Origin of the sequence: Halomonas sp. B23F22_20, assembly GCF_043496985.1 — a bacterium.
Classification (GTDB): domain Bacteria; phylum Pseudomonadota; class Gammaproteobacteria; order Pseudomonadales; family Halomonadaceae; genus Halomonas.
Genome location: NZ_JBIEKH010000034.1, coordinates 15,660 through 34,267, shown reverse-complemented (window position 1 = coordinate 34,267; position 18,608 = coordinate 15,660). Strand labels below are relative to the sequence as shown.

Sequence of the window (18,608 nt, the reverse complement as noted above, 5' to 3'; positions counted from 1 at the left end):
CTGGAAGCTGGAAGCTGGAAGCTGGAAGCTGGAAGCTGGAAGCTGGAAGCTGGAAGCTGGAAGCTGGAAGCTGGAAGCTGGAAGCTGGAAGCTGGAAGCTGGAAGGCAGCATGAACCCCGCCATCATCGGGTCAAGGGTTTTCTTCCAGCTTCAATCTTAAGCCTGCGGAGCAGGCGTTCTTCCAGCTCCCGGCGAAGCCGGGCGTAAAAAAACCGGCTCCCCATTGGGGAGCCGGTTTGGTGCCGGACCAGGAGGTCGCGCGCGAGGATCAATCCTCGGCGGCTTCCTCAACGACCGGACGGTCAACCAGTTCGACGTAGGCCATGGGGGCGTTGTCGCCGGTGCGGTAGCCGCACTTCAGCACACGGACGTAACCGCCCGGACGCTCGACGTAACGCGGACCCAGCTCGTTGAAGAGCTTGCCGACCGCTTCCTTGGAGCGGGTGCGGCTGAAGGCCAGACGACGGTTGGCGACGCTGTCCTGCTTGGCCAGGGTGATCAGCGGCTCGATATGACGACGCAGCTCCTTGGCCTTGGGCAGGGTTGTCTTGATCACTTCGTGCTCGACCAGCGACACGCACATGTTCTTGAACATGGCCTGACGATGCGAGCTGGTACGATTCAGGTGACGACCACTCTTACGATGACGCATGGTTGTGATTCCTTACCAAACTGGGACTCGAGTCGACGCTCACGCGGAGGCCTTGTCGTCCTTCAGGCTAGCGGGCGGCCAGTTTTCAAGCCGCATACCCAGGGACAGGCCACGAGCGGCCAACACGTCCTTGATCTCGTTCAGGGACTTCTTGCCGAGATTCGGGGTCTTCAGCAGCTCCACCTCGGTGCGCTGGATCAGGTCCCCGATGTAGTAGATGTTCTCGGCCTTCAGGCAGTTGGCACTGCGAACGGTCAACTCGAGATCGTCTACGGGGCGCAGCAGGATCGGATCGATATGATCCTCTTCCTCTTCCACTTCCTGTTCCTTGTCGGCTTCCAGGTCGACGAACGCGGCCAGCTGCTCCTGCAGGATGGTCGCGCTGCGACGGATCGCCTCTTCCGGATCCAGGGTGCCGTCGGTTTCCAGGTTGAGAATCAGCTTGTCGAGGTCGGTGCGCTGTTCGACACGCGCGGCTTCGACAGTGTAGGAAACCCGACGCACGGGGCTGAAGGTTGCATCCAGCTGCAGGCGGCCGATGGCACGAGACTCGTCGTCGGCATCGCCGCGGACGTCCGCCGGCTCATAGCCGCGGCCGCGGGCCACCTTGAGCTGCATCTTCAGCTCGGCGCCCTCGTTGACGTGCGCGATGACGTGCTCGGGGTTAACAATCTCGACGTCATGGTCGAGAGCGATATCGCCCGCAGTCACGACGGCCGGGCCCTGCTTGTTCAGCGAGAGCACCGCCTCGTCGCGGCTGTGCATCTTGATCGCCACGTCCTTGAGGTTCAGGAGGATTTCGATGACATCTTCCTGGACGCCCTCGATCGCGCTGTACTCGTGGTCAACACCGGCGATCTCGGCCTCTACCACGGCGCAGCCGGGCATGGACGAGAGCAGGATGCGACGCAGAGCATTGCCCAGAGTGTGGCCGAAGCCCCGCTCGAAGGGCTCGAGCACGATCTTCGCGTGGTGCGCGTTGATCTCTTCGACCTTGATGTCGCGAGGACGGAGAAACTCTGTCACTGAACGCTGCATGATGAATACCTTTCAGGCTGCCAAACGGATACTCGGTACTGAAGGCCACCCCCACGCTGAGGGTGGCGCGGCGTTCGCCGCTTACTTCGAGTACAGCTCGACGATCAGTTGCTCATTGATGTCGGCAGTCAGGTCACCGCGTTCAGGCAGAGCCTTGAAAGTGCCTTCCATCTTCTTGGCATCGACCTCGACCCAGGCCACTTCGCCGCGGTTGGCGGCGATGCCCAGGGCATTCTGGATACGCGCCTGGTTCTTGGCCTTCTCGCGGACGGAGACCACGTCACCGGGCTTGACCTGGTAGGAAGCCACGTTGACGGTCTTGCCGTTGACGGCGATCGCCTTGTGGCTCACCAGCTGGCGTGCCTCGGAACGAGTGGCGCCGTAGCCCATGCGGTAGACGACGTTGTCCAGTCGGGATTCGAGAAGCTGCAGCAACAACTCACCGGTCGCGCCCTTCAGACGGGCCGCTTCCTTGTAGTAGTTGCGGAACTGCTTCTCGAGTACGCCGTACATGCGGCGTACTTTCTGCTTCTCGCGAAGCTGCAAGCCGTAGTCGGAAATCCGCTGACGACGCTGGCCGTGCACACCCGGGATCTGCTCGGATTTGCACTTCTTCTCGAAGGGAGTGACACCGCTCTTCAGGAAGAGGTCGGTGCCTTCACGACGAGACAGTTTGCACTTCGGTCCAATATAACGAGCCATGAATCTGTCTCCTTAAACGCGGCGTTTCTTCGGCGGACGGCAGCCATTGTGGGGAATGGGCGTCGCGTCGGTGATGCTTTGCACGCGGAAGCCGGCGGCATTGAGTGCACGCACGGCGGATTCACGGCCCGGACCGGGGCCTTTGACCAGCACGTCGACGTTTTTCACACCATACTCGGCTGCAGCGGTCGCTGCACGTTCACTTGCCACTTGAGCAGCGAACGGGGTGCTCTTGCGAGAACCACGAAAACCCGAACCACCGGCAGTCGCCCAGGAGAGGGCGTTGCCCTGGCGGTCTGTGATCGTAATGATCGTGTTGTTAAAAGAGGCGTGGATATGCGCGACGGCATCCACTACCTGCTTTTTAACCTTCTTACGGTTGCTACGCGGGTTAGCCATGTTGATGTCAATTCCTGTCGTTACGCAGAACGTGCGTGTTATTTGCGAATCGGCTTACGCGGACCCTTGCGGGTGCGCGCATTGGTCTTGGTCCGCTGACCGTTCAGCGGCAGACCACGGCGATGACGCAGACCACGATAGCAACCCAGGTCCATGAGACGCTTGATGTTCAGCGTCACATCACGACGAAGATCGCCTTCAACGGTGTACTTACCGACTTCGGAACGCAGGGTGTCGACTTCATCAGAAGACAGCTCCTGGATCTTGGTGGTCGGTGCAATGCCGGCCGCGACACAGATTTCCTGTGCACGAGTACGGCCAATCCCGAAGATATAGGTCAGCGAGATCGCCGCATGCTTGTTGTCCGGGATATTGACGCCTGCAATACGGGCCATCAGCTTACTCCGAAAATTGAGCGGCTTGCTCGATTAGTCATCTACAAAAGGCGCAACAGCATACCCCTTTACCCAGCGAAGGGCAAGGGGTATGCCGGCACCCGGTTTAGTGCAGCGTCAGGGGATCAGCCCTGGCGCTGCTTGTGCCGCGGCTCGCTGCAGATGACGCGCACGGCGCCATTGCGACGAATAATCTTGCAGTTACGGCACATTTTCTTCACGGAAGCTCGAACTTTCATCGTTCCATCTCCATTGTTGGCTCGCGAGGCGAACCAACGGTTCAGCTCGCGGCGCGCCAATTCGCCAGCGACGCGCCTCAGCGCATGATGCCGCCGCTACCGTAGCCTTTCAGGTTGGACTTCTTCATCACCGACTCGTACTGATGCGACATGAGATGCGACTGCACCTGAGCCATGAAGTCCATGATCACCACCACCACGATCAGCAGCGAGGTACCGCCGAAGAAGAACGGCACGTTCCAGGCCACGATCAGGAACTGGGGCATCAGGGAAACCGCGGTGATGTAGAGGGCCCCGAACAGGGTCAGACGGGTCATGACCTTGTCGACGTAGCGAGCGGTCTGCTCACCAGGGCGGATACCCGGCAGGAAGGCTCCCGACTTCTTGAGATTGTCGGCAACATCCTTGGGGTTGAAGACCAGCGCTGTGTAAAAGAAGCAGAAGAATACCACCGCTGCCGCGAAAAGCAAGATGTACAGCGGCTGTCCTGGCCCAAGGGCCTGGGATGCGCGCTGCAGCCACTCCATGCCATCCCCGGCACCCACCCACTGACCCAGCGAGGCCGGAAACAGCAGGATGCTCGAGGCGAAGATCGCCGGAATCACGCCCGCCATGTTGACCTTGAGCGGCAGGTAGCTGCTCTGACCGGCATACATCTTGTTGCCGACCTGGCGGCGCGGATAGTTCACCGTGATGCGGCGTTGGCCACGCTCGATGAACACCACGAAAGCCACTGTGGCGATACCCAGTACGGACAACGCCAACAGCGGCAGTACGTTCCAGGCGCCTTCGTTGCGGGCCAGCTCGAAGGCCTGCCCCACAGCACCCGGCAGACCGGCGACGATCCCCGCGAAGATCAACAGCGAGATGCCGTTGCCGATGCCCTTCTCGGTGATCTGCTCGCCCAGCCACATCAGGAACACCGCCCCGCACACGAAGGTGACGATGGCGGTGAAGTAGAAGCTGAAGTCGGCCGTGTAGGCGATGCCCTGGCTGGCCAGACCCACCGACATGCCGGTGGCCTGGACGAAGGCCAGCAGTACCGTGCCGTAGCGGGTGTACTGGCTGATCTTGCGACGACCCGCCTCACCTTCCTTCTTCAACTGCTCGAGCTGAGGCGAGACGGCGGTCAGCAGCTGCATGATGATCGACGCCGATATGTAGGGCATGATGCCCAGGGCGAGGATACTCATACGCTCCAGGGCACCGCCCGAGAACATGTTGAACATGCCCAGGATGGTACCCTGCTGCTCCCTGAACAAGGCAGCAAGCTGGTCAGGATTGATACCGGGGACGGGAATGTGGGCACCGATACGGTAGACCACGATGGCGATGAGCACGAAGCGCAGACGCGCCCAGAGTTCGCTCAGACCGCTGCCCATCGCCGGCATGTTTCCTGACTTGGCCATTTAGTCCTCTACCTTGCCGCCGGCGGCTTCGATCGCGGCACGGGCACCTTTGGTGACCTTGAGGCCGCGGACGGTAACCGCCTTGTTCAGTTCGCCGGAAAGGATCACCTTGGCATACTGGGTGGCATCCTTCAGCACGTTGGCCTGCTTGAGGGTGTCCAGGGTGACCTCGTCACCTTCGACGCGAGCCAGTTCGCCCAGGCGAACCTCCTCGGAGACCAGCGACTTCGCTGAGGTGAAACCGAACTTCGGCAGACGACGCTGCAGCGGCATCTGGCCGCCCTCGAAGCCGGGTTTCACGCTGCCGCCACTGCGCGACTTGAGGCCCTTGTGGCCACGGCCGCCGGTCTTGCCCAGACCGGAGCCAATGCCACGACCGACGCGCTTCTCGGCGTGCTTGGAGCCCGGTGCCGGGCTCAGGCTATTGAGTTTCATGGATTACTCTCCCTCAACACGCACAAGGTAGTTGACCTTGTGGATCATGCCGCGAACGGCAGGGGTGTCTTCCAGTTCGACCGTGTGACCGATGCGGCGCAGGCCGAGGCCCTTCATGGTGGCCTTGTGCTTGGCCAACACGCCGATGGTGCTGCGGGTCTGGGTAACCTTGATCGTAGCTGCCATGGTACTCACCCCGTGATCGCTTCGACTGACAGACCGCGCTTGGCGGCCACGTCTTCCGGCGACTGCAGGGAGGCCAGACCGTTGACGGTCGCCCGCACCACGTTCACCGGGTTGGTGGAGCCGTAGCACTTGGCCAGGACGTCATGGACGCCGGCCAGCTCCAGCACGGAGCGCATGGCGCCACCGGCGATGATGCCGGTACCCTCGGAGGCCGGCTGCATGTACACCTTGGAGGCGCCATGACGGGCCTTGACCGGGTACTGCAGAGTGCCACCGGTGAGGTTGACCTTGACCATGTTGCGACGCGCCTGGTCCATGGCCTTCTGGATCGCGACCGGCACTTCACGCGCCTTGCCACGACCGAAGCCGACACGACCGTTACCGTCACCGACGACAGTCAGGGCAGTAAAGCCGAAGATCCGGCCACCCTTGACCACCTTGGCGACACGGTTGACCTGCACGAGCTTTTCCTGCAGATCGCCGCTTTGCTGTTCGTTCTTCGCCATCGTAAAACCCTTTAGAATTCCAGGCCGCCTTCACGAGCGGCGTCGGCCAGGGCCTTGACACGACCGTGGTACTTGAAACCGGCACGATCGAAGGCCACCTGGGTGATGCCAGCCTGCTTGGCGCGTTCGGCAATCAGAGCGCCCACCTTGGAGGCGGCGTCGACGTTGCCGGTTGCACCCTCGCGCAGGGCCTTGTCCAGCGTGGAAGCGCTGGCCAGGACCTTGCCACCATCCGGCGAGATGATCTGCGCGTAGATGTGACGCGGGGTACGGTTGACGCACAGGCGATACACGCCCAGCTCGCGGATCTTGGCGCGAGCGCGGCGGGCACGACGGAGACGAGATTCTTTCTTCGCGTTCATAACCCTGCCTTACTTCTTCTTGGCTTCTTTGCGGCGGACCTGCTCGTCGCCGTACCGGATACCCTTGCCCTTGTAGGGCTCGGGCGGACGGAAGGCGCGGATTTCCGCGGCAACCTGGCCGAGTTTCTGCTTGTCCGCGCTCTTCAGCACGATGATGGTGTTCTTCGGCGTTTCCGCCGTGACACCTTCAGGCAGCTCATAGTCGACCGGGTGGGAGAAGCCCAGTGTCAGGTTCAGCGTCTGGCCCTTTGCCTGGGCACGATAACCGACGCCATTGATTTCGAGAGACTTGGTGAAGCCCTCGGAAACACCGGTGACCAGGTTCTGGACCAGGGCACGGGTGGTGCCGGCCATCGCCCAGCTCTTGGCGCTTTCGCTCGGCTGGAAGGTCACCTGACCTTCTTCCTGAGCGACGACCACGTCAGGGTGCACGGTCATGGACAGCGTGCCCTGGCCGCCCTTGACGGACAGCTGGTCGCCGTCGAGCTTGAGCTCGACGCCGGCGGGCAGTTTAACCGGATATTTGGCTACGCGTGACATTCCAAACTCCTAGAATACGGTGCAGATGACTTCACCACCGACACCGGCCTGGCGGGCCGCGCGGTCGGTCATCACACCCTTGGAGGTGGTGACGATCGCGATACCCAAGCCCTCGGCAACCTTGGGCAGGGAGTCCTTGCCCTTGTAGCTGCGCAGAGACGGCTTGGAGGCCCGCTGCAGATGTTCGATGACCGGCTTGCCTTCGAAGTACTTGAGGGTCACGGTCAGCTCGGGCTTGGCCGATTCGCTGACACCGTAGTCGGTCACATAACCCTCTTCCTTCAGCACGCGGGCCACCTCGACCTTGAGCTTGGAGGACGGCATGGAAACCGTCTCCTTGGTGGCCATCTGCGCATTGCGGATACGGGTGAACATATCCGCCAGAGTGTCTTGCATGCTCATTTACGTTGCGCTCCTGATGATTCTACGTGGCGTTACCAGCTGGACTTCTTGAGTCCGGGCACGTCGCCACGCATGGCGGCTTCACGCAGCTTGTTGCGGCCGAGGCCGAACTTGTTGTAGTAGCCGTGCGGACGGCCGGTGACGCGGCAGCGGTTGCGCTGGCGCACCGGGCTGGAGTCACGCGGCAGCTGCTGCAACTTCAGCGTTGCGTCGAAGCGCTCTTCGTCGGAAGCGTTCACGTCCTGGATGATCGCCTTGAGCGCAGCGCGCTTGGCGGCGTATTTCTCCACCAGCTGGGCGCGCTTCGCTTCACGCTCTACCATGCTTTTCTTTGCCATGATCCCACCCTTATTTCTTGAACGGGAAGTTCAGCGCGCTCAGCAGCGCACGACCTTCTTCATCGGTGTTGGCGGTGGTGGTGATGGTGACATCCAGACCACGGATCCGATCGATCTTATCATATTCGATCTCCGGAAAGATGATCTGCTCACGCACCCCCATCGAGTAGTTGCCACGACCGTCGAAGGACTTCGGGTTGAGACCACGGAAGTCACGAACGCGGGGGATCGCGATATTCACCAGGCGATCGAGGAAGTCCCACATGCGCTCGGAGCGCAGGGTCACCTTGATCCCGATCGGCCAGCCTTCACGCACCTTGAAGCCCGCGATGGACTTGCGTGCCTTGGTCACCAGCGGCTTCTGACCGGAGAGCTTCTCCAGGTCGCCGATGGCGTTGTCGATCAGCTTCTTGTCGCTGGTCGCTTCGCCGATGCCCATGTTCAGGGTCACCTTGGTGATCCGGGGCACCTGCATAACGTTGGCGTAGCTGAACTGCTCTTTGAGTTGAGCCACCACCTCGTTTTGATAACGTTCTTTCAAGTTCGCCATTTTGCTACCCGACTCGCGTTAGGCGTCGATCTGCGCTTGCGTCGACTTGTAGATACGTACCTTGGTACCGTCTTCCTGAACCTGGAAGCCGACGCGATCCGCCCTACCGGTCTCCTGGTTGAAGATGGCCACGTTGGACGCGTGAATCGGAGCCTCGCGCTCGACGATACCGCCCTGATTTCCCGCCATGGGGTTGGGCTTGGTGTGACGCTTGATCATGTTCACACCGGACACAATGTAGCGGTCGTCCTTGAGGACGCGCTTCACGGTGCCACGCTTGCCCTTGTCCTTCCCGGCGATGACGACGACTTCGTCGTCACGTTTGATCTTTTGCATATCCGCCTCGCTCCTTACAGCACTTCAGGCGCCAAGGAAATGATCTTCATGAACTTCTCGGTACGAAGCTCACGGGTCACCGGACCGAAGATCCGGGTACCGATCGGCTGCTCGTTGGTGTTGTTCAACAGAACCGCCGCATTTCCATCGAAGCGGATCAGCGACCCGTCGTTACGACGGACGCCACTGCGGGTGCGAACCACCACCGCCTTGAGGACCTGGCCCTTCTTGACCTTGCCACGCGGGATGGCTTCCTTCACCGTGACTTTGATGATGTCGCCGACGCGGGCGTAACGGCGGTGAGAACCGCCCAGCACCTTGATGCATTGCACCCGGCGCGCCCCGCTGTTGTCAGCGACATCCAGCATTGTCTGAGTCTGAATCATCGGTTTTCTCCAAACCTAAACTGACTGCACTGGTTCGACTGGCGTTTGCCGATCAACCCTTGGCCTGCTCAACGACTTCAACCAGGGTCCAGGCCTTCTTCTTGGACAGCGGACGGCACTCCTCGATGGACACCGTGTCACCAGCCTTGGCCTGATTCGCCTCGTCATGGGCGTGCAGCTTGGTGGAGCGCTTAACGTACTTGCCGTAGATCGGGTGGCGCTCACGACGCTCGATCATCACGACGATGGACTTGTCCATCTTGTCGCTCACCACCTTGCCGGTGAGCGTACGGGCTTTCTTTTCTTCGGCCATCTCAGACACCTGCCTTCTCGTTGAGCACAGTCTTCACCCGGGCGATATCCCGACGAACCTGCTTGAGCAGATGAGTCTGGCTGAGCTGGCCGGTGGCCTTCTGCATGCGCAGGTTGAACTGCTCGCGGAGGAGTTCGAAGAGCTGCTCCTGGAGCTGCTCGGCGGACTTTTCACGAATTTCCTGGGCTTTCATCACATCACCGTCCGTTTCACAAAGGTGGTGGAGACCGGGAACTTCTGTGCCGCCAGGCCAAATGCCTCGCGAGCCAGCTCCTCGGAAACGCCTTCGATCTCGTACAGGACACGGCCGGGCTGGATCTGAGCGACCCAGTACTCGACGGAGCCCTTACCTTTACCCATCCGGACTTCCAGCGGCTTCTTGGAAATCGGCTTGTCCGGGAAGACACGGATCCAGATCTTGCCACCACGCTTGACGTGACGCGTGATGGCACGACGGCCGGCTTCGATCTGACGGGCGGTGACGCGGCCACGGCCGGTGGCCTTGAGGCCATATTCGCCGAAGCTTACCTTGTTACCGCGATGCGCCAGGCCACGGTTGCGGCCTTTCTGCACCTTGCGGAACTTCAAACGCTTGGGTTGTAACATCGACTCGCTCTCCCCTTACCTGGAACCTTTCTTCTTGGAGGGCGCCCCTTGCGGCTGCTTGGCCTTGGCGCGGACCTCCTCGATGCCCCCGAGGATTTCACCCTTGAAGATCCAGACCTTGACACCAATGATGCCGTAGGTGGTCTTGGCTTCGTAGGTGGCGTAGTCGATGTCCGCACGCAGGGTGTGCAGCGGAACGCGACCTTCGCGGTACCACTCGGTACGGGCGATCTCGGCGCCGCCGAGGCGACCGGAAAGCTGCACTTTGATACCGCCAGCACCCAGGCGCATGGCGTTCTGCACGGAACGCTTCATGGCGCGACGGAACATCACACGGCGCTCGAGCTGGCCGGCAATGTTCTGAGCGACGAGCTGGGCGTCCAGCTCCGGCTTACGGACTTCCTCGATGTTGACGTGCACCGGCACGCCCATCATCTGAGTGACGTCGCGACGCAGACGATCGACGTCCTCGCCCTTCTTGCCAATCACGATGCCCGGACGGGCAGTGTGAATGGTAATGCGGGCGTTGTTGGCCGGACGCTCGATGGTGATCTTGCTGACGGAAGCGTTCTTCAGACGCTCCTCCAGGAAGCGACGCACCTCGAGGTCGTTGTTCAGCTTGTCGGCATAGGCGCCGCGCTCGGCATACCAGACCGAGGTATGGTCCTTGACGATACCCAGGCGAATGCCTGTCGGATTGACTTTCTGACCCATCTGGTCGACTCCTACTTCTCGGCTACCTTGACGGTGATGTGGCAAGTGCGCTTCAGAATGCGATCCGCACGGCCCTTGGCGCGCGGACGGATGCGCTTGAGCGTCATGCCCTCATCGACGCAGATGGTCGAGACACGCAGCTCGTCGATATCCATGCCGTTGTTTTCTTCCGCGTTCGCGATGGCGGACTGCAGCACCTTCTTGACCAGCTTGGCGGCCTTCTTCGGGGAGAAGGTCAGCAGGTCGAGTGCTTCGGCGACCGGCTTACCGCGCACCTGGTCAGCCACCAAACGGGCCTTCTGGGCGGATAAGCTAGCGCCACGCAGCTTTGCTGTGACTTCCATCTCTAATCCTCTCTCGGCTTACCGTTTGGCTTTCTTGTCCGCCGCATGACCGCGATAGGTGCGGGTGGCAGCGAATTCGCCCAGCTTGTGGCCAACCATTTCCTCGGAGACGTGCACCGGGACGTGCTGGCGACCGTTATGGACTGCAATGGTGAGCCCGACCATGTTGGGCAGGATCATGGAACGACGCGACCAGGTCTTGATCGGTTTGCGGTCGTTCTTCTCCACTGCAGTCTCAACCTTCTTCAGCAGATGAAGGTCAATAAAGGGACCTTTCTTCAGTGAACGTGGCACAGCCGTTACCTCTTGATGTCTTGGCGTTGGATCTTATTTCCGGGCCTTGCGGCGACGGACGATCAGCTTGTCGGTGCGCTTGTTCTTGCGGGTCTTGTGGCCCTTGGTGGGAATACCCCACGGAGACACCGGATGACGACCACCGCTGGTGCGGCCTTCACCACCGCCGTGCGGGTGATCCACCGGGTTCATGGCCACGCCGCGAACCGTCGGACGCACACCTCTCCAGCGCTTCGCACCGGCCTTGCCAAGCTGACGCAGGCTGTGCTCGGAGTTGCTCACCTCACCCAAAGTCGCGCGGCACTCGGCCAGCACCTTGCGCATTTCGCCGGAGCGCAGACGCAGGGTGGCGTAGTTGCCTTCGCGGGCGACCAGCTGGGCGCTGGTACCGGCGCTGCGTGCGAGCTGGGCACCCTTGCCGGGCTTGAGCTCGATGCAGTGCACGGTGGAACCCAGCGGGATGTTGCGCAGCGGCAGGGCGTTGCCCTTCTTGATCGCTGCATTCACGCCGGACTCGAGACGGTCGCCGGCCTGCACACCGCGCGGGGCGATGATGTAGCGACGCTCGCCGTCCATGTACTTGAGCAGCGCGATGTGAGCGCTACGGTTCGGGTCATGCTCCAGGCGCTCGACGATGGCGGGAACGCCATCCTTGGTGCGCTTGAAGTCGATGATCCGGTAGTGATGACGGTGCCCACCGCCCACGTGGCGGGTGGTGATGCGACCGTAGTTGTTACGGCCACCGGACTTGGACTGTTTCTCGAGCAGCGGCGCGTAAGCGCGGCCCTTGTACAGTTCCTCGCCGACGATCTTGACGACGTGGCGACGACCGGCGGAAGTAGGTTTAGTCTTGACGATTGCCATGATCCGTGCTCCTGCCTTTACTCGGCGCCAGAGAAGTCTTCGAGCGTCTCGCCGGCGGCCAGTGTCACGTACGCCTTGCGATAGCCTTTACGGAGACCGGTGCCATGCGCAGTGCGCTTGGTCTTGCCCTTGACGTTCAGCACCTGAACGCGATCGACCTTCTTGCCGAACAGCTCCTGGACGGCGGTCTTGATCTCGGGCTTGGTCGCGTCGCTCGCCACCTTGAACACGTACTGGTTGCGCTCGGCGGCCATAGCGGCCTTCTCGGTCACGTGCGGACCCAGCAGCACCTTGAATACACGTTCCTGGTTCATGCCAGCTTCTCCTCGAATTTGCGCAGAGCGGAGACGGTGGCCAGCACCTTGTCGAAGGCGACCAGGCTCACCGGATCGGCGGCAGCGACGTCCACCACATCCACGTTCGGGATGTTGCGGGCGGCGAGGTACAGATTCTCGTCGACCTCTTCGGTGACGATCAGCACCTTCTCCAGGCCCAGTTCATTGAGCTTGGCGACCAACTGCTTGGTCTTGGGGCTTTCGACGGCAAAGGCATCGACGGCCACCAGACGCTCCTGGCGGACCAGCTCGGAGAGAATCGAGCGCATGGCCGCACGGTACATCTTGCGGTTGACCTTCTGGGAGTGGTCCTGCGGACGGGCCGCGAAGGTCACGCCGCCGGCACGCCAGATCGGCGAACGGATGGTACCGGCGCGGGCACGACCGGTGCCCTTCTGACGCCACGGCTTCTTGCCGCCGCCACGCACGTCGGAACGGTTCTTCTGGGCGCGGGTACCCTGGCGACCACCGGCCAGATAGGCGGTGACGACCTGGTGCACGAGCGCTTCGTTGAATTCTTTGCCAAAGGTAGCGTCGGCGACTTCGACGGTGCCGCCAGCACCTGCAAGATTCAGATTCATCGGTAAGTTCCCCTTCAGCCTGCTTTGACGGCGCTGCGCACGATGACATCACTGCCGGTGGCACCGGGTACGGCACCCTTGATCAGCAGCAGGTTACGCTCGGCGTCGACACGGACGACTTCCAGGCTCTGGACGGTGCAGCGCTCGTTGCCGAGCTGACCGGCCATCTTCTTGCCCTTGAACACGCGACCCGGGGTCTGGCACATACCGATGGAACCCGGCGCACGGTGGGACAGGGAGTTACCGTGGCTGTTGTCCTGGGTGCGGAAGTTCCAGCGCTTCACGGCGCCCTGGAAACCCTTACCCTTGGAGGTGCCGGTCACGTCGATCATCTGACCAGCTTCGAAGAGGGATACGGTGAGTTCGCCGCCCACTTCCGGAGCCTCATCGCCTTCTGCCAGGCGGAACTCCATCAGCGAACGACCGGCCTCGATACCGGCCTTGGCGAACTGACCGGCTTGGGCCTTGGAGAGATGCTTGGCCTTGCGGGAACCGGAGGTCACCTGCACCGCTGCGTAGCCGTCGGACTCGACGGACTTGACGCGGGTTACGCGGTTAGGCTCAACCTCGATCACGGTCACGGGCACTGAGGCGCCGTCTTCGGTAAAGACACGGGTCATCCCGGCCTTTTTACCGACCAAACCGATAGTCATTACTACGTCTCCTATAGTGTACGGGGCTGTCACCCGCTATGGCTGCCCTTTCCAGAGCATTCCACTAGCACGTTGTGTGGCGCCATCCCGGCGCGGCGGCTGCTGCCTGTGCATGACAGGCGCTGGGCCGCGAGTGTCTAGTGTGGTATCAGTCGAGTTTGATCTGCACGTCCACGCCGGCGGCGAGGTCGAGCTTCATCAGCGCGTCGACGGTCTTCTCGGTAGGCTCGACGATATCGAGCACCCGCTTGTGAGTACGAATCTCGTACTGATCACGAGCATCCTTGTTCACGTGCGGAGAAATCAGCACGGTGTAGCGCTCGCGATTGGTCGGCAGAGGAATCGGACCCCGCACCTGGGCGCCGGTACGCTTGGCGGTATCAACGATCTCCGCGGCGGACTGGTCGATCAGGCGGTGGTCGAAAGCCTTCAACCGAATGCGAATCTTCTGGTTCTGCATTTGCCCTAAACTCCAATGGATCTTGACGGCGCGAGCCGTCAACCCACGCATTCAAAGGATGCGCATTATAGGCGCGCCGCCGACGAGAGTCAAACCCTCGCGACGGTGCGCAGAAAGGGGGCTCCTGACGGAGCCCCCTTCGATCTTTCGAGAAGCCTGGGCTTACTCGACGATCTTGGCCACGACGCCGGCGCCGACGGTACGACCGCCTTCACGAACGGCGAAGCGCAGACCTTCGTCCATGGCGACCGGAGCGATCAGGCTGACGACCATCTTGACGTTGTCGCCCGGCATGACCATCTCGACGCCTTCCGGCAGTTCACAGGTACCGGTGATGTCGGTGGTACGGAAGTAGAACTGCGGACGATAGCCCTTGAAGAACGGAGTGTGACGACCACCCTCGTCCTTGGACAGCACGTACACCTCAGCCTCGAACTTGGTGTGCGGGGTGATGGTGCCCGGCTTGGCCAGGACCTGACCACGCTCGACGTCGTCACGCTTGGTGCCGCGCAGCAGGGCGCCAATGTTCTCACCGGCACGACCTTCGTCGAGCAGCTTACGGAACATTTCGACACCGGTGACGGTGGTCTTGGTGGTGTCCTTGATACCGACGATCTCGACTTCCTCGCCAGCCTTGACGATGCCGCGCTCGACACGACCGGTCACAACGGTACCGCGACCAGAGATGGAGAACACGTCCTCGATCGGCATCAGGAACGGCTGATCGATAGCCCGCTCCGGCTCCGGAATGTACTCGTCCAAGGCCTTGATCAGGTTGGCAACGGCGGTGGTACCCATGCCGTTGTCGTCCTTGCCTTCCAGGGCCATCAGGGCGGAACCGGTGATGATCGGGGTGTCGTCACCCGGGAAGTCGTACTCGTTCAGGAGTTCGCGGACTTCCATCTCGACCAGCTCGAGCAGCTCTTCGTCGTCGACCATGTCGGCCTTGTTCAGGAACACGACGATGTACGGCACGCCAACCTGACGAGACAGCAGGATGTGCTCGCGAGTCTGCGGCATGGGGCCGTCGGCGGCGGAGCAGACCAGGATGGCACCGTCCATCTGGGCAGCACCGGTGATCATGTTCTTGACGTAGTCGGCGTGGCCCGGGCAGTCGACGTGCGCGTAGTGGCGCACTTCAGACTGGTACTCAACGTGGGCGGTGGCGATGGTGATGCCGCGCTCACGCTCTTCCGGGGCGTTGTCGATGGAGTCAAACGCACGGGCGTCGCCACCGAAGACTTCCGCGGACACGCGGGTCAGGGCGGCAGTCAGCGTGGTCTTGCCGTGGTCGACGTGACCGATGGTGCCGACGTTGACGTGCGGTTTGGAACGTTCGAATTTTTCCTTAGCCACTGCTATGACCTCTTTACGTTAGCTAACGGTTAACCGTTCTGGTTGATGACGGCTTCAACGACGCTGGACGGCGCCTCTTCGTAATCCGCAAACTCCATGGTGTAGCTTGCGCGGCCCTGGGTCTGAGAGCGCAGATCGGTTGCGTAACCGAACATCTCAGCCAGCGGAACGGTGGCGCGGATGACCTTGCCGGAGGATGAGTCATCCATCCCCTGGACCAGGCCGCGACGGCGGTTCAGGTCGCCCATGACATCGCCCATAAACTCCTCGGGTGTCACGACTTCGACCTTCATTACCGGCTCGAGCAGCACGGCCTTGGCCTTGGGTGCGCCTTCCTTGATCGCCATGGAAGAGGCGACCTTGAACGCGGTCTCGTTTGAGTCCACGTCATGGTAGGAACCGTCGAACAGCGTAACCTTGACGTCAATCATCGGGTAGCCCGCGATGACACCGTTCTGGAGCTGCTCATAGGCCCCCTTCTCGACGGCCGGCACGTATTCCTTGGGAACCACGCCGCCGACGATTTCAGAAGCGAACTTGAAGTGCATGTCTTCGTCGTCGCCCTTGTCCTCGGCCGTCAGCGGCTCGATGCGCAGGTGCACATGACCGTACTGACCGCGACCACCGGACTGGCGCACGAACTTGCCTTCCTGCTCGACGCTCTTGCGGATGGTCTCGCGATAGGCAACCTGCGGCTTGCCGATGTTGGCATCGACCTTGAACTCGCGACGCATGCGGTCAACGATGATGTCCAGGTGCAGCTCGCCCATGCCGGAGATGATGGTCTGGCCGGTTTCCTCGTCGGTCTTGACCTGGAAGGACGGATCCTCCTGGGCCAGCTTGCCGAGGGCCACACCCATCTTCTCCTGGTCGGCCTTGGACTTGGGCTCCACGGCCACGGAAATCACCGGGTCCGGGAATTCCATGCGCTCCAGCACGATCTTGTCGTTCAGGTCGCACAGGGTGTCACCGGTAGTGACGTCCTTCAGGCCGATACAGGCGGCGATGTCACCGGCCAGCACTTCCTTGATCTCCTCGCGGGAGTTGGAGTGCATCTGCACGATACGGCCGACACGCTCCTTCTTCTGCTTGACGGAGTTGAAGACGCTGTCGCCGGACTTCAGCACGCCGGAGTAGACGCGAATGAAGGTCAGCGTACCGACGAACGGGTCGGTGGCGATCTTGAACGCCAGCGCGGCGAACGGCGCGTTGTCGTCGGCTTCGCGCGTCGCGATGGTGCCGTCCTTGTCGTCCAGTTCACCCTCGATGGCCTTGACCTCGGTGGGTGACGGCATGTACTCGATGACGCCATCGAGCACAGCCTGCACGCCCTTGTTCTTGAACGCGGAGCCACAGGTGACGAGCACGATCTCGTTGTCGAGGGTACGACGACGCAGACCCGCCTTGATGTCCTCGGGAGACAGATCGCCTTCCTCGAGGTACTTCTCCATCAGCTCTTCGGAAGCCTCGGCGGCCGCCTCGACCATTTCCTCGCGGTACTTCTCGGCGGTTTCCTGCAGCTCGGCCGGAATGTCGACCAAGTCGTAGTTCATGCCGAAGTTGGCCTCATCCCACAGGATGGCCTTCATCTGGATCAGATCGACGACGCCCTTGAAGTCATCCTCGGCGCCCCAGTTGATCTGGATCGGCACGACGTTGGCGCCCAGACGCGTCTTCAGCTGGTCCACGACCATGAAGAAGTCGGCACCGGCACGGTCCATCTTGTTGACGAACACCATGCGCGGCACTTCGTACTTGTTGGCCTGACGCCAGACGGTCTCGGTCTGCGGCTGCACGCCGGAGCTGCCGCACAGCACCACCACGGCACCGTCCAGCACGCGCAGGGAGCGCTCCACCTCGATGGTGAAGTCGACGTGTCCGGGGGTGTCGATGATGTTGATACGGTGCTCATCGAACTGCTTGTTCATGCCCTGCCAGAAGCAGGTGGTCGCCGCAGAGGTGATCGTGATGCCACGCTCCTGCTCCTGCTCCATCCAGTCCATGGTGGCGGCGCCCTCATGGACCTCGCCGACCTTGTGAGACAGACCGGTGTAGAACAGGACGCGCTCGGTAGTGGTCGTCTTACCGGCGTCGACGTGGGCAACGATACCGATATTGCGGTAACGCTTAAGCGGAGTCTTGCGAGCCACGATGTAACTCCCGTTGGTTGGCGATGCGATTTAGAAGCGGTAGTGAGAGAAGGCCTTGTTGGCCTCTGCCATGCGATGCACGTCTTCACGCTTCTTGACGGCCGAACCTTTACCTTCGGCGGCATCCAGCATCTCGCCAGCCAGACGCTGCACCATGGTCTTCTCACCGCGACGACGCGCGGCATCCACCAGCCAACGCATGGCCAGGGCCTGACGGCGAGACGGACGCACTTCGACCGGCACCTGATAGGTCGCACCGCCGACGCGGCGAGACTTCACCTCGACCATGGGCTGGATAGTTTCCAGCGCCTTGTCGAAGATCTCCAGCGGCTCTTCGTTGGAACGATCGGCAACCCTGTCCAGCGCACCATAGACGATGCGCTCAGCTACGGACTTCTTGCCGCTGATCATCAGGTGGTTCATGAACTTCGCCAGGCGCTCGGATCCGAATTTGGGATCCGGCAGAATCTCGCGCTTGGCCGCAACTCTTCTTCTAGGCATGATAAGCCCTCTTCCGAAGGGTCCTTCAGGTAAACCCGAGACGACCGCAATGGCGCTCGACCTTACTCTTATCAGACCGTGTCAATGTCGATGTTCTGTAATGGCCGTAGCCGGCAACGTCCTGAGGCTTAGGCCTTCGGACGCTTGGTGCCGTACTTGGAACGGCCCTGCTTACGGTTCTGCACGCCGGAGGTGTCCAGGGCACCGCGAACGGTGTGATACCGGACACCCGGAAGGTCCTTCACTCGGCCGCCACGAATCAGGACCACGGAGTGCTCCTGGAGGTTGTGGCCTTCACCGCCGATGTAGGAAGACACCTCGAAGCCGTTGGTCAGGCGCACACGGCAGACCTTACGCAGAGCCGAGTTCGGCTTCTTCGGGGTGGTGGTGTAAACGCGGGTGCAGACACCGCGCTTCTGCGGGCAGGCCTGCAGCGCCGGCACGTCGCTCTTGGCGGCCTGGCGCTTGCGCGGCTTGCGCACGAGCTGATTGATCGTTGCCATTTATCGCTCCAAATGGGTTGCCTTGGCGGAAGCGAGTAGCCGTTCGCTTCCTGTCTTG

Annotated in this window: 32 protein-coding genes; all 32 read right to left on the bottom strand. The window is 61.4% G+C overall.

Going from position 1 to position 18,608, the window contains the following annotated elements; genetic code table 11:
• Window positions 1-269: 269 nt before the first annotated feature.
• A complete protein-coding gene (rplQ, locus tag ACGTN6_RS19415) occupies window positions 270-653 on the bottom strand; it encodes a 50S ribosomal protein L17 (RefSeq protein WP_183389483.1) in 384 nt (127 codons plus the stop codon).
• A 39-nt stretch (window positions 654-692) separates the two neighbouring features.
• Complete coding sequence (locus ACGTN6_RS19410) at window positions 693-1,691, bottom strand: DNA-directed RNA polymerase subunit alpha (RefSeq protein WP_183389484.1); 999 nt, start codon at window positions 1,689-1,691, stop codon at window positions 693-695.
• An 81-nt stretch (window positions 1,692-1,772) separates the two neighbouring features.
• Window positions 1,773-2,393: a 30S ribosomal protein S4 gene (gene rpsD / locus ACGTN6_RS19405; RefSeq protein ID WP_394594585.1), complete on the bottom strand. Its 621-nt coding sequence runs from the start codon at window positions 2,391-2,393 to the stop codon at window positions 1,773-1,775.
• 12 nt (window positions 2,394-2,405) lie between these two features.
• Window positions 2,406-2,792, bottom strand: coding sequence for a 30S ribosomal protein S11 (rpsK, locus tag ACGTN6_RS19400; RefSeq protein ID WP_013331014.1), 387 nt, complete (start codon window positions 2,790-2,792; stop codon window positions 2,406-2,408).
• Between the two features lie 38 nt (window positions 2,793-2,830).
• Window positions 2,831-3,187: a 30S ribosomal protein S13 gene (gene rpsM, locus ACGTN6_RS19395; protein WP_183389486.1), complete on the bottom strand. Its 357-nt coding sequence runs from the start codon at window positions 3,185-3,187 to the stop codon at window positions 2,831-2,833.
• Window positions 3,188-3,312: 125 nt separating this feature from the next.
• Window positions 3,313-3,426: a 50S ribosomal protein L36 gene (gene rpmJ, locus ACGTN6_RS19390; RefSeq protein ID WP_008959154.1), complete on the bottom strand. Its 114-nt coding sequence runs from the start codon at window positions 3,424-3,426 to the stop codon at window positions 3,313-3,315.
• Window positions 3,427-3,503: 77 nt separating this feature from the next.
• Complete coding sequence (gene secY, locus ACGTN6_RS19385; RefSeq protein WP_394594584.1) at window positions 3,504-4,835, bottom strand: preprotein translocase subunit SecY; 1,332 nt, start codon at window positions 4,833-4,835, stop codon at window positions 3,504-3,506.
• On the bottom strand, window positions 4,836-5,270 hold the full coding sequence (gene rplO, locus ACGTN6_RS19380) for a 50S ribosomal protein L15 (RefSeq protein WP_394594583.1): 435 nt from the start codon (window positions 5,268-5,270) through the stop codon (window positions 4,836-4,838). It lies immediately after the preceding gene.
• A 3-nt stretch (window positions 5,271-5,273) separates the two neighbouring features.
• A complete protein-coding gene (gene rpmD / locus ACGTN6_RS19375; RefSeq protein ID WP_016419098.1) occupies window positions 5,274-5,456 on the bottom strand; it encodes a 50S ribosomal protein L30 in 183 nt (60 codons plus the stop codon).
• A 5-nt stretch (window positions 5,457-5,461) separates the two neighbouring features.
• Window positions 5,462-5,962 carry a 30S ribosomal protein S5 gene (gene rpsE, locus ACGTN6_RS19370; protein WP_126485230.1) on the bottom strand — a complete coding sequence of 167 codons (501 nt, stop codon included), beginning with the start codon at window positions 5,960-5,962 and terminating at the stop codon, window positions 5,462-5,464.
• 11 nt (window positions 5,963-5,973) lie between these two features.
• Window positions 5,974-6,324, bottom strand: a complete 351-nt coding sequence (gene rplR / locus ACGTN6_RS19365; RefSeq protein WP_097790609.1) for a 50S ribosomal protein L18 — start codon at window positions 6,322-6,324, stop codon at window positions 5,974-5,976.
• Between the two features lie 9 nt (window positions 6,325-6,333).
• Window positions 6,334-6,864, bottom strand: a complete 531-nt coding sequence (gene rplF / locus ACGTN6_RS19360; protein ID WP_394594582.1) for a 50S ribosomal protein L6 — start codon at window positions 6,862-6,864, stop codon at window positions 6,334-6,336.
• A gap of 9 nt (window positions 6,865-6,873) precedes the next feature.
• Entirely contained in the window at window positions 6,874-7,266 is a 393-nt protein-coding gene (gene rpsH, locus ACGTN6_RS19355; RefSeq protein ID WP_183389491.1) for a 30S ribosomal protein S8, read from the bottom strand.
• A 32-nt stretch (window positions 7,267-7,298) separates the two neighbouring features.
• Window positions 7,299-7,604 carry a 30S ribosomal protein S14 gene (gene rpsN / locus ACGTN6_RS19350; RefSeq protein ID WP_183389492.1) on the bottom strand — a complete coding sequence of 102 codons (306 nt, stop codon included), beginning with the start codon at window positions 7,602-7,604 and terminating at the stop codon, window positions 7,299-7,301.
• A 10-nt stretch (window positions 7,605-7,614) separates the two neighbouring features.
• On the bottom strand, window positions 7,615-8,154 hold the full coding sequence (gene rplE / locus ACGTN6_RS19345; protein ID WP_126485238.1) for a 50S ribosomal protein L5: 540 nt from the start codon (window positions 8,152-8,154) through the stop codon (window positions 7,615-7,617).
• An 18-nt stretch (window positions 8,155-8,172) separates the two neighbouring features.
• Window positions 8,173-8,490: a 50S ribosomal protein L24 gene (rplX, locus tag ACGTN6_RS19340; protein ID WP_394594581.1), complete on the bottom strand. Its 318-nt coding sequence runs from the start codon at window positions 8,488-8,490 to the stop codon at window positions 8,173-8,175.
• 14 nt (window positions 8,491-8,504) lie between these two features.
• Window positions 8,505-8,876, bottom strand: a complete 372-nt coding sequence (gene rplN / locus ACGTN6_RS19335) for a 50S ribosomal protein L14 (protein WP_089688530.1) — start codon at window positions 8,874-8,876, stop codon at window positions 8,505-8,507.
• 52 nt (window positions 8,877-8,928) lie between these two features.
• Window positions 8,929-9,189, bottom strand: coding sequence for a 30S ribosomal protein S17 (gene rpsQ, locus ACGTN6_RS19330; RefSeq protein WP_183389494.1), 261 nt, complete (start codon window positions 9,187-9,189; stop codon window positions 8,929-8,931).
• 1 nt (window position 9,190) lies between these two features.
• Window positions 9,191-9,382 carry a 50S ribosomal protein L29 gene (gene rpmC / locus ACGTN6_RS19325; RefSeq protein ID WP_013331000.1) on the bottom strand — a complete coding sequence of 64 codons (192 nt, stop codon included), beginning with the start codon at window positions 9,380-9,382 and terminating at the stop codon, window positions 9,191-9,193.
• Window positions 9,382-9,795, bottom strand: coding sequence for a 50S ribosomal protein L16 (gene rplP, locus ACGTN6_RS19320; RefSeq protein ID WP_149322616.1), 414 nt, complete (start codon window positions 9,793-9,795; stop codon window positions 9,382-9,384). Before rplP ends, rpmC begins: the two co-directional genes overlap by 1 nt.
• Before the next feature lie 15 nt (window positions 9,796-9,810).
• On the bottom strand, window positions 9,811-10,509 hold the full coding sequence (gene rpsC, locus ACGTN6_RS19315) for a 30S ribosomal protein S3 (protein WP_394594580.1): 699 nt from the start codon (window positions 10,507-10,509) through the stop codon (window positions 9,811-9,813).
• Between the two features lie 11 nt (window positions 10,510-10,520).
• A complete protein-coding gene (gene rplV, locus ACGTN6_RS19310) occupies window positions 10,521-10,853 on the bottom strand; it encodes a 50S ribosomal protein L22 (protein ID WP_016856415.1) in 333 nt (110 codons plus the stop codon).
• 18 nt (window positions 10,854-10,871) lie between these two features.
• The gene (gene rpsS, locus ACGTN6_RS19305; protein WP_072824351.1) at window positions 10,872-11,147 is read right to left on the bottom strand and encodes a 30S ribosomal protein S19; all 276 of its coding nucleotides are present in this window, start codon (window positions 11,145-11,147) and stop codon (window positions 10,872-10,874) included.
• A gap of 33 nt (window positions 11,148-11,180) precedes the next feature.
• Entirely contained in the window at window positions 11,181-12,011 is an 831-nt protein-coding gene (rplB, locus tag ACGTN6_RS19300; protein ID WP_394594579.1) for a 50S ribosomal protein L2, read from the bottom strand.
• A 17-nt stretch (window positions 12,012-12,028) separates the two neighbouring features.
• Window positions 12,029-12,325 (bottom strand): 50S ribosomal protein L23, encoded by a 297-nt coding sequence (gene rplW / locus ACGTN6_RS19295; protein ID WP_035596350.1) that lies wholly within the window; start codon window positions 12,323-12,325, stop codon window positions 12,029-12,031.
• Window positions 12,322-12,927: a 50S ribosomal protein L4 gene (gene rplD / locus ACGTN6_RS19290; protein WP_394594578.1), complete on the bottom strand. Its 606-nt coding sequence runs from the start codon at window positions 12,925-12,927 to the stop codon at window positions 12,322-12,324. Before rplD ends, rplW begins: the two co-directional genes overlap by 4 nt.
• A 14-nt stretch (window positions 12,928-12,941) precedes the next feature.
• The gene (gene rplC / locus ACGTN6_RS19285) at window positions 12,942-13,580 is read right to left on the bottom strand and encodes a 50S ribosomal protein L3 (RefSeq protein ID WP_394594577.1); all 639 of its coding nucleotides are present in this window, start codon (window positions 13,578-13,580) and stop codon (window positions 12,942-12,944) included.
• Window positions 13,581-13,728: 148 nt separating this feature from the next.
• Window positions 13,729-14,040, bottom strand: coding sequence for a 30S ribosomal protein S10 (rpsJ, locus tag ACGTN6_RS19280; RefSeq protein WP_010626466.1), 312 nt, complete (start codon window positions 14,038-14,040; stop codon window positions 13,729-13,731).
• Between the two features lie 162 nt (window positions 14,041-14,202).
• Complete coding sequence (tuf, locus tag ACGTN6_RS19275; RefSeq protein ID WP_183389499.1) at window positions 14,203-15,396, bottom strand: elongation factor Tu; 1,194 nt, start codon at window positions 15,394-15,396, stop codon at window positions 14,203-14,205.
• 29 nt (window positions 15,397-15,425) lie between these two features.
• Window positions 15,426-17,546, bottom strand: coding sequence for an elongation factor G (gene fusA / locus ACGTN6_RS19270; protein ID WP_183389500.1), 2,121 nt, complete (start codon window positions 17,544-17,546; stop codon window positions 15,426-15,428).
• Window positions 17,547-17,576: 30 nt separating this feature from the next.
• Window positions 17,577-18,047, bottom strand: coding sequence for a 30S ribosomal protein S7 (gene rpsG / locus ACGTN6_RS19265; protein WP_016856423.1), 471 nt, complete (start codon window positions 18,045-18,047; stop codon window positions 17,577-17,579).
• Between the two features lie 128 nt (window positions 18,048-18,175).
• Window positions 18,176-18,550, bottom strand: coding sequence for a 30S ribosomal protein S12 (rpsL, locus tag ACGTN6_RS19260; protein ID WP_016856424.1), 375 nt, complete (start codon window positions 18,548-18,550; stop codon window positions 18,176-18,178).
• Window positions 18,551-18,608: the final 58 nt, after the last annotated feature.

Excerpts from the sequence above, each read along its gene's own strand:
- rpsM (WP_183389486.1), bottom strand. The coding sequence starts at position 3,187 with ATGGCCCGTATTGCAGGCGTCAATATCCCGGACAACAAGCATGCGGCG.
- rplN (WP_089688530.1), bottom strand. The coding sequence starts at position 8,876 with ATGATTCAGACTCAGACAATGCTGGATGTCGCTGACAACAGCGGGGCG.
- rplF (WP_394594582.1), bottom strand. The coding sequence starts at position 6,864 with ATGTCACGCGTAGCCAAATATCCGGTTAAACTGCCCGCCGGCGTCGAG.
- rpsK (WP_013331014.1), bottom strand. The coding sequence starts at position 2,792 with ATGGCTAACCCGCGTAGCAACCGTAAGAAGGTTAAAAAGCAGGTAGTG.
- rpsJ (WP_010626466.1), bottom strand. The coding sequence starts at position 14,040 with ATGCAGAACCAGAAGATTCGCATTCGGTTGAAGGCTTTCGACCACCGC.
- rplW (WP_035596350.1), bottom strand. The coding sequence starts at position 12,325 with ATGAACCAGGAACGTGTATTCAAGGTGCTGCTGGGTCCGCACGTGACC.
- rpsG (WP_016856423.1), bottom strand. The coding sequence starts at position 18,047 with ATGCCTAGAAGAAGAGTTGCGGCCAAGCGCGAGATTCTGCCGGATCCC.
- rplO (WP_394594583.1), bottom strand. The coding sequence starts at position 5,270 with ATGAAACTCAATAGCCTGAGCCCGGCACCGGGCTCCAAGCACGCCGAG.
- rpmD (WP_016419098.1), bottom strand. The coding sequence starts at position 5,456 with ATGGCAGCTACGATCAAGGTTACCCAGACCCGCAGCACCATCGGCGTG.
- rplD (WP_394594578.1), bottom strand. The coding sequence starts at position 12,927 with ATGAATCTGAATCTTGCAGGTGCTGGCGGCACCGTCGAAGTCGCCGAC.
- secY (WP_394594584.1), bottom strand. The coding sequence starts at position 4,835 with ATGGCCAAGTCAGGAAACATGCCGGCGATGGGCAGCGGTCTGAGCGAA.
- rplX (WP_394594581.1), bottom strand. The coding sequence starts at position 8,490 with ATGCAAAAGATCAAACGTGACGACGAAGTCGTCGTCATCGCCGGGAAG.
- rplP (WP_149322616.1), bottom strand. The coding sequence starts at position 9,795 with ATGTTACAACCCAAGCGTTTGAAGTTCCGCAAGGTGCAGAAAGGCCGC.
- ACGTN6_RS19410 (WP_183389484.1), bottom strand. The coding sequence starts at position 1,691 with ATGCAGCGTTCAGTGACAGAGTTTCTCCGTCCTCGCGACATCAAGGTC.
- rplC (WP_394594577.1), bottom strand. The coding sequence starts at position 13,580 with ATGACTATCGGTTTGGTCGGTAAAAAGGCCGGGATGACCCGTGTCTTT.
- rpsL (WP_016856424.1), bottom strand. The coding sequence starts at position 18,550 with ATGGCAACGATCAATCAGCTCGTGCGCAAGCCGCGCAAGCGCCAGGCC.
- rpsN (WP_183389492.1), bottom strand. The coding sequence starts at position 7,604 with ATGGCAAAGAAAAGCATGGTAGAGCGTGAAGCGAAGCGCGCCCAGCTG.
- rplE (WP_126485238.1), bottom strand. The coding sequence starts at position 8,154 with ATGGCGAACTTGAAAGAACGTTATCAAAACGAGGTGGTGGCTCAACTC.
- rpsC (WP_394594580.1), bottom strand. The coding sequence starts at position 10,509 with ATGGGTCAGAAAGTCAATCCGACAGGCATTCGCCTGGGTATCGTCAAG.
- rpsQ (WP_183389494.1), bottom strand. The coding sequence starts at position 9,189 with ATGGCCGAAGAAAAGAAAGCCCGTACGCTCACCGGCAAGGTGGTGAGC.
- rplR (WP_097790609.1), bottom strand. The coding sequence starts at position 6,324 with ATGAACGCGAAGAAAGAATCTCGTCTCCGTCGTGCCCGCCGCGCTCGC.
- rpsH (WP_183389491.1), bottom strand. The coding sequence starts at position 7,266 with ATGAGCATGCAAGACACTCTGGCGGATATGTTCACCCGTATCCGCAAT.
- rpsE (WP_126485230.1), bottom strand. The coding sequence starts at position 5,962 with ATGGCGAAGAACGAACAGCAAAGCGGCGATCTGCAGGAAAAGCTCGTG.
- rplQ (WP_183389483.1), bottom strand. The coding sequence starts at position 653 with ATGCGTCATCGTAAGAGTGGTCGTCACCTGAATCGTACCAGCTCGCAT.
- rplV (WP_016856415.1), bottom strand. The coding sequence starts at position 10,853 with ATGGAAGTCACAGCAAAGCTGCGTGGCGCTAGCTTATCCGCCCAGAAG.
- rplB (WP_394594579.1), bottom strand. The coding sequence starts at position 12,011 with ATGGCAATCGTCAAGACTAAACCTACTTCCGCCGGTCGTCGCCACGTC.
- rpmC (WP_013331000.1), bottom strand. The coding sequence starts at position 9,382 with ATGAAAGCCCAGGAAATTCGTGAAAAGTCCGCCGAGCAGCTCCAGGAG.
- rpmJ (WP_008959154.1), bottom strand. The coding sequence starts at position 3,426 with ATGAAAGTTCGAGCTTCCGTGAAGAAAATGTGCCGTAACTGCAAGATT.
- rpsD (WP_394594585.1), bottom strand. The coding sequence starts at position 2,393 with ATGGCTCGTTATATTGGACCGAAGTGCAAACTGTCTCGTCGTGAAGGC.